Source organism: Pseudomonas sp. Pc102 (assembly GCF_018408275.1).
GTDB lineage: Bacteria > Pseudomonadota > Gammaproteobacteria > Pseudomonadales > Pseudomonadaceae > Metapseudomonas > Metapseudomonas tohonis.
Map to the genome: position 1 here is coordinate 6,168,611 of NZ_AP021905.1, position 9,732 is coordinate 6,178,342.

Below are 9,732 nucleotides of genomic sequence, written 5' to 3' on the forward strand. Positions count from 1 at the left end.
GTGATATACAACGGCGGCTTTCTCGAGCCCTTCTTGCCGTCAAAGGACTGCTGTCATGAATCGAGCCTTCTCGCTGGTCTGGAATCCCCGTCTGCGTGCCTGGTGTGTCGCCGATGAGCATGCCCGGCGGCGCAAGGCGGGGTCGGGTGCGGTCCTTGCGTGCGCGCTGCTGGCTCCGGTCGCGGCGCTGGCGGCGGACCTGCCCACCGGCGGCCAGGTGGTCTCCGGCAGCGGCGCCATCAGCCAGCCCAACGCCCAGCAGATGGTCATCGACCAGTCCAGCAACAAGCTGGCGATCAACTGGCAGAGCTTCGACATCGGCGCCGGCAAGCGCGTGACCTTCAACCAGCCCGGCAGTGACGCCATCGCCCTCAATCGCGTGGTGGGCAGCGACGGATCGAAGATCATGGGCCAGCTGGATGCCAACGGCCGGGTCTTCCTGATCAACCCCAACGGCGTGCTGTTCGGCAGCGGTGCCCAGGTCCAGGTCGGCGGCCTGGTGGCCTCGACCCTGGACATCGACCCGCAGGATTTCGAACGCGGCCACTACCGCTTCAAGGGCGACGGCACGCCGGCGGCCGTGGTCAACCAGGGCACGATCACCGCAGCCGATGGCGGCGCGGTGGCGCTGCTGGGGGGCACCGTGAGCAACCAGGGGGTGATCGTCGCCCAGCAGGGCAGCGTGGCCCTGGCGGCCGGCAACGCCATGACCCTGGACTTCGCCGGCGACGGCCTGCTCAAGGTCCAGGTGGACGAGGCGGCGGCGGATGCGCTGGTGGAGAACCACAAGCTGATCCGCGCCGACGGCGGCAAGGTGCTGCTCACCGCCGACGCGGGCGATGCGCTGCTCAAGACCGTGGTCAACAACACCGGCGTCATCGAGGCCCGCACCCTGGGCCAGAAGAACGGCAAGATCATGCTCATGGGCGACTTCGACGGCGGCGTGGTCAAGGTGGCCGGCACCCTCGACGCCAGCGCCCCGAACGGCGGCAACGGCGGTTTCATCGAGACCAGCGGTGCCCGCGTGCAGATCGCCGACGACGTGAAGGTCACCACACTGGCCCCCAGGGGCAAGACCGGCGAATGGCTGATCGACCCCTACAACGTGACCATTTCCAACGCCCCCAGCTCCGGCATGGGCGGCTTCAACGGCAACGCCAACGACAGTGTGCTCAACGTCACCACCCTCACCAACGCCCTGGCCAGCACCGGTGTGACGGTGACCACCGGCGTCGGCGGCAGCCAGGCCGGCAACATCACCGTGGATGCGCCCATCAGCTGGAGCGCCAACACTGTGCTGGCGCTCAACGCCGCCGGCAGCATCATCATCAACAAGGACATCACCGCCACCGGCAACAACGCCGGGCTGTCCATGTCCTACAGCGGCAGCTACAGCCTGAACAAGGGCGCCCGCGTGACCCTGTCCGGCAGCAATGCCAGCCTCAGCCTGGCGGGCACCGGCTACACGCTGATCCATGACATCAGCGCCCTGCAGGGCATCAACAGCAGCGGCTTCTATGCCCTGGGCAACGACATCGACGCCAGCGCCACCGCCGGCTGGAACGGTGGCGCCGGCTTCAACCCGCTGGACGGGGTGAGCGCCAACTTCGCCGGGCTTGGCCACAGCATCGACAAGCTGACCATCAACCGCGGGCTGGAGAACGACGTCGGGCTGTTCCGCACGGTGAGCGGTAACGTCCGTGACCTGACCCTGTCCAACGCCCGCATCATCGGTCAGCAGAACGTCGGCGGTGTCGCTGCCACCCTCGGCGGCAACCTCAACAACGTCCACCTGACCGGCAGCGTAGTCGGCGCCGGCGTCTTCGTCGGGGGCCTGGCCGGCTCGGTGAACAACGGCTCCATCCGCTATTCGTCCTCCGCCGGCGATGTGGTCGGCCTGGCCGTGGTGGGTGGGCTGGTGGGCAACGTGCAGAACATCGCCGTAGCCGACTCCTACGCCACCGGCTCGGTCACTGCCACCGTCAGCAACACCGGTGCGTTTGCGGGCGGGCTGCTCGGCGAGGTGAGCGGCAGCGCGACGCTGACCAACACCTACGCCAGCGGCAAGGTCACCGGCTACACCACCACGGGCGGCCTGATCGGCGGCGGCTTCCTGCCGACCATCACCGTCAACACCAGCTACTGGGACATCAACAGCACCGGCCAGTCCACCTCCCTGGGCGGCGGCACCGGCCTGTCCAGTGGCGTGCGCAACCAGTCCACCTACGACGGTTTCGACTTCACCAACACCTGGGTGATGTTCGAAGGCGATACCCGGCCGATGCTGCGCAACGAATATTCCACGACGATCTTCACCCCCCACGCCCTGCAACTGATGGGGCTGGACCTGACCGCCAACTACAGCCTGGGCACCGACCTGAGCCTGGCCAGCGCCATGGCCGCCAGCGGCGGCTACTACAGCGAGGTGTGGGGAGCGTCGGGCTTGCGCCCGATCGGCAACAACGCCCAGCAGTTCACCGGCAGCTTCAACGGGCAGGGCCGCAGCATCAGCGGCCTGGCCATCAACCGTGCGGCCACCAACTACGTCGGCCTGTTCGGCTACACCTCCAATGCGACCCTGGCCAACGTGAAACTGCTGGGCGGCAGCGTCACCGGCAACGACGGCGTCGGTGCCCTGGTCGGGTACATGCAAGGGGGTACCCTGGGCAACGTATCGGCCAGCACCACCATAAGCGGTACCAGCACTGGCGAGGCCAACACCGGCGGGCTGGTGGGCACCAACGACGGCGGCGCCATCGCCGATGCCTCCGCCACCGGCAATGTCACCGGGGCCGGCTACCAGGTCGGTGGCCTGGTCGGCTTCAATGTCAACGGCGGCAGCATCACCCGCTCCTATGCCACCGGCAACGTCACCGGCACCAACACGACCGCAAACCTCGGCTACGTCGGTGGCCTGGTGGGCGCCAACGGCTACAGCGGCGATGGCGGCTCCATCAGCCAGTCCTACGCCACCGGCACGGTGAGGGCGTCCTCGGGGCCGGTCGGCGGCTTCGTCGGCCACAACGAAGGCAGCATCACCGACTCCTATGCCACCGGCGCGGTGATCGGACAGGGTTCCGCCAGCAACATCGGCGGCTTCGCCGGGGTCAACTTCGTCAACGGCACCATCGGCAACAGCTATTCCACCGGCTACGTCACCGGCCCTGCCCAGGTTGGCGGCTTCACCGGCTACAACAACGGTACCAACGGCGCCATCAGCAACTCGTACTGGAACACCCAGACCAGCGGCCAGCTGCAAGGCACTGCCGGTGGGCTGTCGGGCGGCATGACCGGGCGTACCACCGCGCAGCTCCAGGGCGGGCTGCCGTCCGGCTTCTCGTCGTCCATCTGGGGCACTGGCGCCAACCTCTACCCCTACTTCACCTGGCGCTACAGCAGCACACCCATCGCCGTCAGTGGTCGCGTCTTCAGTGACGCCGGCAGCACTGCCCTGGCGGGCGCCACCCTGACGGCCATCTCCGGCAACGCGGCCATCGGCAGCGCCAGCAGCGGGGCGGACGGCTACTACTACATCCTCAGCGACGCCAGCGGTCTGAATGCCAATGGCGCCATCGCCTACCTGGATGGCAACGCCACGACGGGTGCGGCCTTCAGCGATGTGATCGGCACCAATGGGGTCCAGGGGCTGGATGTCTACGGTTCCGCCGCGCGCCTGGTCACCGGTCAGGCCAGCCTCTCGGCCACCCGCAACCGCTACCTGGTCACCCGAGGCAGCTATGCCGACAGCGACGTTGACTTCTTCGGGCTCGCTAACTTCTTCGCCCTGACCAGCAGCGGCTATGGCCTGTACCTGTCTGCCAGCGCTGCCAACTATGCCCTGGACCTCCACTTCGGTTCCGGCGGCCTGCTGAGCCTCGACAGTGGCGGCAGCTTCAGTGTCAGCGGCACCCGCCAGCTGTCGGCAGGCGGCAATCTCAACGTGGCCGACCGCCTGACCTGGGGCGATAACGCCGCGCTGACCCTCAGCACCAGCAATGGCGGCAACGTCGTGCTGGGGGATGGCATCGGCGCCTCCAACGGCAGCCTGACCCTGTCCGCCACCGGTTCCGTGACCAGCAACGGGGGCGTCGACCTCGGCGTGCTGAATCTCACCGGCGGCACCTGGAGCCAGGTGGCCGCCAGCCTGCCCAGCTTCAGCGTCACCGACTTCCGCCTCAGCCCCGGTGCCACCTTCGTGCGCGCCCTGGGCGGTGACGGCAGCCTCGCCACGCCGTACCGCATCACCGATGTCTATGGCCTGCAGGGCCTGGCCTCCACCAGCCTGGCGGGCAGCCGCTTCGTCCTGGCGAACGACATCAATGCCTCCAGCAGCGCACTGTGGAACAGCGGCACCGGCTTCCTCTCCATCGGCAGCCTGGCCAACCCCTTCATCGGCCGGTTCGACGGGCAGGGACATCGCATCGGCGGCCTGGCCATCAACCGTCCCGGCAGTACCTACAGCGGCCTGTTCGGCTACAACGCCGGCTACGTCGGCAACCTCAACCTGGTGGGTGGCAGCGTGGCCGGCGGCACCTACGCCGGCGCCCTGGTGGGCTACAACGCCGCCGCCGGGGTGGTCGAGCGGGTCAGCAGCGACACCGCCGTCACCGGTACGGGCAACGTCGGCGCCTTGGTCGGCACCAACGCCGGCACAATCAGCGAGTCCCTGGCCACGGGCAGCGCCAGCGGCGGCCTCAATGGCGGCGGCCTGGCGGGCAGCAACGCCAGCACCGGCACCCTCCGCGACAGCTACGCCACCGGCAGCGCCCAGGGCAGCGCCACGGCGGGCGGCCTGGTCGGGCTCAACGACGGCAGCCTGCTGCGTGTCTACTCCACAGGCACTGCCAGTTCCAGCGGCGGCGCGGTCGGTGGCCTGGTGGGCAGCAATGTCGGCACTGCCACCGGCAGCTTCTGGAACACCACCACCAGCGGCCTGGCACAGGGCGTCGGGGCCGGCAACGCCACGGGCGTATCGGGGCTGACCAGCACCCAACTCACCAGCCTGGCGCCCTTCGTGGCGGCCGGCTGGAGCATCGATGACGCCGGCGGCACGGGCGCCACCTGGCGGATGTACGAGGGCCACAGCGCACCGCTGCTGCGCAGCTTCATGACCGCCCTCAGCGTCAACGTCGGCAACGCCAGCAAGACCTACGACGGCAGCGCCACCAGCGGCACCGGCGCCCTGGTGTTCCCCATCGGCTACGACCCGGCCCTGGTTTCCGGCAGCACCCTCTACACCGCCAGCAGCGCCAACGCCGGCACCTACAGCGGCGCCAACCTGCGCGCGAGCGGGCTCTATTCGAGCCAGTTCGGCTATGACATCGAGATGCTCGCCGGCACCCTGACCATCGACAAGGCCGCGCTGACCATCACCGCCGGCAATGCCGGCAAGACCTACGGCCAGACCGCTTCGCTGAACGGTTTCACCACCTCGGGCCTTATTGCGGGTGACCAGGTCAGCGGTGTGGATCTCACCAGCCTGGGCTCCGTCTTCAATGCTGGCGTCGGCAACTACGCCATCGTCGCCAGCAACGCACAGGGCAGCGGGCTGGGCAACTACGACATCACCTACGGCAATGGCACCCTGACCATCGGCAAGGCCGCGCTGACCATCACCGCCAGCGACGCCAGCAAGACCGCCGGCCAGGTGGCGAACCTCAGCGGCTTCACCACCGCTGGGTTGGTAGCAGGGGACCAGGTCAGCGGTGTCAGCCTGGACAGCTCCGGTGCCGGGGCTGGGGCCACGGCGGGCAACTACGCCATCGTCGCCAGCAACGCCCTGGGCAGTGGTCTTGCCAACTACGACATCAGCTATGTCGACGGCCTGCTCACCGTCACCGGGACCCTGCCTTCCAGCACCGTCAGCGATCCACGTGTGCAGGTGGCGCAGATGACCGGCAAGCAGCCTGGCAGCGAAACCGAACGGCCCCTGGTGGTGGCCACCCCGGCACTCTTCGCACCGGCTGAGTTCGGCGCGCAGCTCAACCTCGTCAACAACGGCATTCGTCTTCCCGAAGGAATCTGAAGATGCGTTCGAACCCCGTGCTGGCCGGCCTCGCCGCCTCACTGATCAGCCTGTCCGTCTCCGCCGCCACCGCGCCGGATGCCGGCCAGGTGCAGCAGGGCCTCGACCAGCAACCCCTGCAGCTCAGCCCCCGGCAGTCCCTGCCGCTCAACCTGCCGGACGCACCCGCCGACCCGGCGGCCGACGCCGGCCCGCGCCTGCAGGTCAACGGCTTCGCCCTGGAAGGCAACAGCGCGCTGGGCAGCGAGGAGCTGCTGGACCTGCTGGCGGACCTGCCCGGCAAGGAACTCAGCGTCGGCCAGCTGCAGGCCGCCGTCAACCGCATCACCCGGCGTTACCGCGAGCAGGGCTACCCCCTGGCCCGCGCCTACCTGCCGGCCCAGGAGATCGAGGGCGGCGTGGTGAAGATCGCCGTGCTGGAAGGGCGCTACGGCGAGATCAAGGTGGACAACCCGGTGGGCCTGGGCGGCAGCGCCCTGGCGCCGCTGTCCGCACTGAAGACGGGCGATGCCGTGCAGGGCCAGCCGCTGGAGCGCAGCCTGCTGTTGCTGCAGGACACCCCCGGCGTGGAGGTGAAGTCCACCCTGCGCCCCGGTGCCAGCACCGGCACCACCGACCTGCTGGTGGGCCTGCAGCAAGCGCCCCTGGTCACCGGCTCGGTGGACATGGACAACTACGGCAACCGCTTCGTCGGCCAGTACCGACTGGGCGGCACCCTGAACCTGAACAACCCGCTCAACCTCGGCGACCGTCTCAGCCTGCGGGCCATGGGCAGCGACCAGGACCAGCACTACGGCCGCGTGGCCTACCAGTTGCCGCTCGGCCCCTGGGCCACCCAGTTCGGCGTCGCGTACTCGGACATGGACTACGAGCTGGGCAAGGACTTCGACGACCTGCGCGCCCACGGCAACGCGCGCATCGCCAGCGTCTACGCCATCCAGCCGCTGGTGCGCTCGCGGGACTTCAGCCTGTTCACCCAGCTGCAGTTCGACGACAAGCGCCTGAAGGACGACATCGACCTGTTCGACGAGAAGAGCGACAAGCACGCCCGCGTCGTCACCCTGACCCTCAACGGCAACAGCCGTGACGACCTGCTCGGCGGTGGGGTCAACAGCTTCGCCCTCGGCTGGAGCCAGGGCAGCCTGACCCTCGACGGCACCCAGGCCCAGCGCGCCGACGACGCCACCGCCGGCACCCGTGGACGCTTCCACAAGCTCAACCCCAGCCTGGTGCGCCTGCAGCGCCTCAGCGGCCGCCTCAGCCTCTACACCCAGCTCCAGGGCCAGTGGGCCGACGGCAACCTGGACAGCTCCGAGAAGCTTTACCTGGGCGGCGCCTATGGCGTGCGCGCCTACCCCCAGGGCGAGGCCTCCGGCGACCAGGGCTGGCTGGCCAACGTCGAGCTGCGCTACGCCCTCACCGAGGCCTGGCAGCTGTCCACCTTCGTCGACCACGGCGAAGTGCGCCTGAACAAGGACACCTGGACCTCGGACGACAACCACCGCAGCCTCTCCGGTGCCGGCTTCGGCGCGCTGTGGGCGGCCCATGGCTGGCAGGTCAACGCCGTGGCGGCCTGGAAGCTGGGCAACGCCGAAGCCGAGAGCGACGTGGAACGCACGCCGCGGGTCTGGGCCCAAGTGGTGCGCGCCTTCTGAGCCGTTGCCCCTGCCTGATGGGCAGGGGTATCGCTGGGTTTGCCGGTGCCTCGGACGCAGGGTAGAGAAAGGTCGCCCCTATTCGGCGGCGGCCTCATCGCACGGTGGTGAACCGGACCCAGCTTCCAAGTACGTCTTCATCACCGTCGGTGTCGGCTTCAGGGATGAACCTGACCAGGCTCACGCCCCCCTGCGGCATCAGCACTCGATGCCGATCATCCACTGGGTCTTGTCAGCGTTGCTGCGGTCCAGATCGGCACGACGGACGAGCGGTTCCGTGCATCCCCGAGGCTTGATGTACTCCTGCGCTGCGCGCGCCGCCTCATCGATCGACATGGGGTGGCGGTCATCCCGCTCCACGGTGATATAGAAGGGCTTCTGGAACATCACGATGTAGGCATCCAGCGTGTAGCGCTGGCCGGCGATCTCGAGGTTGGCGTGGTACTCGTCGAAGCGAGTGAGATGGCGGGTGTCGATCTCACGGGACAAAGCGCATCCCTGGACCAGCAACACGAAGCCCGACAGGCAGGCCAACGAAGTACTTTTCATGTGCCTCTCCTTATGCAGGCTCCACTCGAGTGCGAAACCCCTCAGTAAAAACGCCGGCTCGCTCCGGCAGGGCCCGTTCAGTTACCAACTGGAGGTCAGCCAAACCATGGCGAATTAGTAGTACAGGCGGACGGGCTTCGGTAATTTAGCGCCACGCATGTTACTGAACTCGTTTTTACCTATGTGGCCGTCCCATACATATGCCCCCTTTCTACTATGGTGCATCCTCGTTTACGTGGATTGGCCAAGAATACTGCGCAGCTGATGATACTGTTTTGCGATTTGCCCCTCTTGAAATTCGAACCTAGGAAAACAACAAGAAGCGCCCCACTTTTTAATGAAGCCACTCTTATTCCTTCTGAAAATCCCCGCTTAGACGATCAGGTAAAATCCACCTCCTTTTCCATCAGTCAAGCCCCCCCTAAAGCACCGCCGGTAAAATATCTAGTATCAATGTCCGCTGCCGGCTCAGTCCACCGTAAAATTCTTTTATATCGAATCTCTTTGATAGACCATCTGCATACACTTGCATAGCAAGCATTATGCGGCCAATATCAAGCGACGGGATTTCATTGAAAGAAAGCTCAACATCCACTTCGCCCTTGTACTTAATCACCCTCAACAGAACCAACGGAAGGCATACCGCCTCCGAAATCTTGAATCCACGTAGCTTTCCCGTAAGGCAAACATCACCCTCATAGGCAAAAAATGCGTCAATTAAGGCCTTATTAATCCCTGCAATGTCAATTTTTCCAAAATCTTCAGAAGCAGCCAAATTAGAGAGCTCTTGGGACTCCGCCTCTATCAACTTCAGCAACATAAATAAGTCGCCAGCTGCAATTTGCTGAAGAACAACCTCATAGGACTCAGACATAAATAATCAATCAACAAAGCCTTTGAAAGTTCCATCCATATTTAGCCGAACACCTCGACCATCAGGCAGCCACTTCCCCATAAAGGTAAGCCCTTTATCTGTTGTAACCTGTTTGAATTCCCCAGGGGCTCGGACAATTTCCCGCAAGTGCTTCATCGCCTGATCGTTCCAAGTGCTCATTGACCCTGTAGTTTTCCCCAGACATCTGGATTCCTACCGGCATGCTTAGATAGGGCGTGTCCGATTACCGTGCTGCCCTTGTAAGGGGCTTGGGCAGACTCAAGAACCGTCTTAACTTCACCGAAAGATGCAGTTGCTTTTGTACCATCGCCCGCCGCACCAGAAGCCACTTTGGAAGCATTCAGCTTTCCATCCACTGCCTTGGCGACCCGCTCGAGAGCCTTGCCACCCACACGCTCCAGCACCAGATCAGCTGCTGCAGATACTACAAACTCACCAATGCTGCCAGCCAGACTCTCGTCACCAGGATGCGTTCCCGGCCTGAATGAGTCGATGGCCTTCTGGCCCTCAATGGAAGTGTAGCCGTTGCTCAAGCGATCTAGACCATCCCTAGCTCCGATTATCAACTGACGGCTTGATGGCTGTCGCTATATCCCCAGCCGCTATTT

General features: G+C 65.5%; 5 protein-coding genes. 2 read left to right on the forward strand and 3 right to left on the reverse strand.

The features are described from left to right. The first annotated feature begins 55 nt into the window (after positions 1 to 55). Positions 56 to 6,025 (forward strand): filamentous hemagglutinin N-terminal domain-containing protein, encoded by a 5,970-nt coding sequence (locus PHLH3_RS28120; RefSeq protein WP_213626824.1) that lies wholly within the window; start codon positions 56 to 58, stop codon positions 6,023 to 6,025. A 2-nt stretch (positions 6,026 to 6,027) separates the two neighbouring features. Continuing rightward, positions 6,028 to 7,680: a ShlB/FhaC/HecB family hemolysin secretion/activation protein gene (locus PHLH3_RS28125; protein ID WP_213626826.1), complete on the forward strand. Its 1,653-nt coding sequence runs from the start codon at positions 6,028 to 6,030 to the stop codon at positions 7,678 to 7,680. 198 nt (positions 7,681 to 7,878) lie between these two features. Here PHLH3_RS28125 and PHLH3_RS28130 read toward each other — a convergent pair whose 3' ends face one another. From PHLH3_RS28130 to PHLH3_RS28140, 3 genes are all read right to left on the reverse strand, one after another. After that, positions 7,879 to 8,229: a hypothetical protein gene (locus tag PHLH3_RS28130; protein WP_213626828.1), complete on the reverse strand. Its 351-nt coding sequence runs from the start codon at positions 8,227 to 8,229 to the stop codon at positions 7,879 to 7,881. A gap of 421 nt (positions 8,230 to 8,650) precedes the next feature. Beyond that, positions 8,651 to 9,103: a hypothetical protein gene (locus PHLH3_RS28135; protein WP_213626830.1), complete on the reverse strand. Its 453-nt coding sequence runs from the start codon at positions 9,101 to 9,103 to the stop codon at positions 8,651 to 8,653. Positions 9,104 to 9,279: 176 nt separating this feature from the next. Beyond that, a complete protein-coding gene (locus PHLH3_RS28140; RefSeq protein ID WP_213626832.1) occupies positions 9,280 to 9,657 on the reverse strand; it encodes a hypothetical protein in 378 nt (125 codons plus the stop codon). Positions 9,658 to 9,732 lie beyond the last annotated feature (75 nt).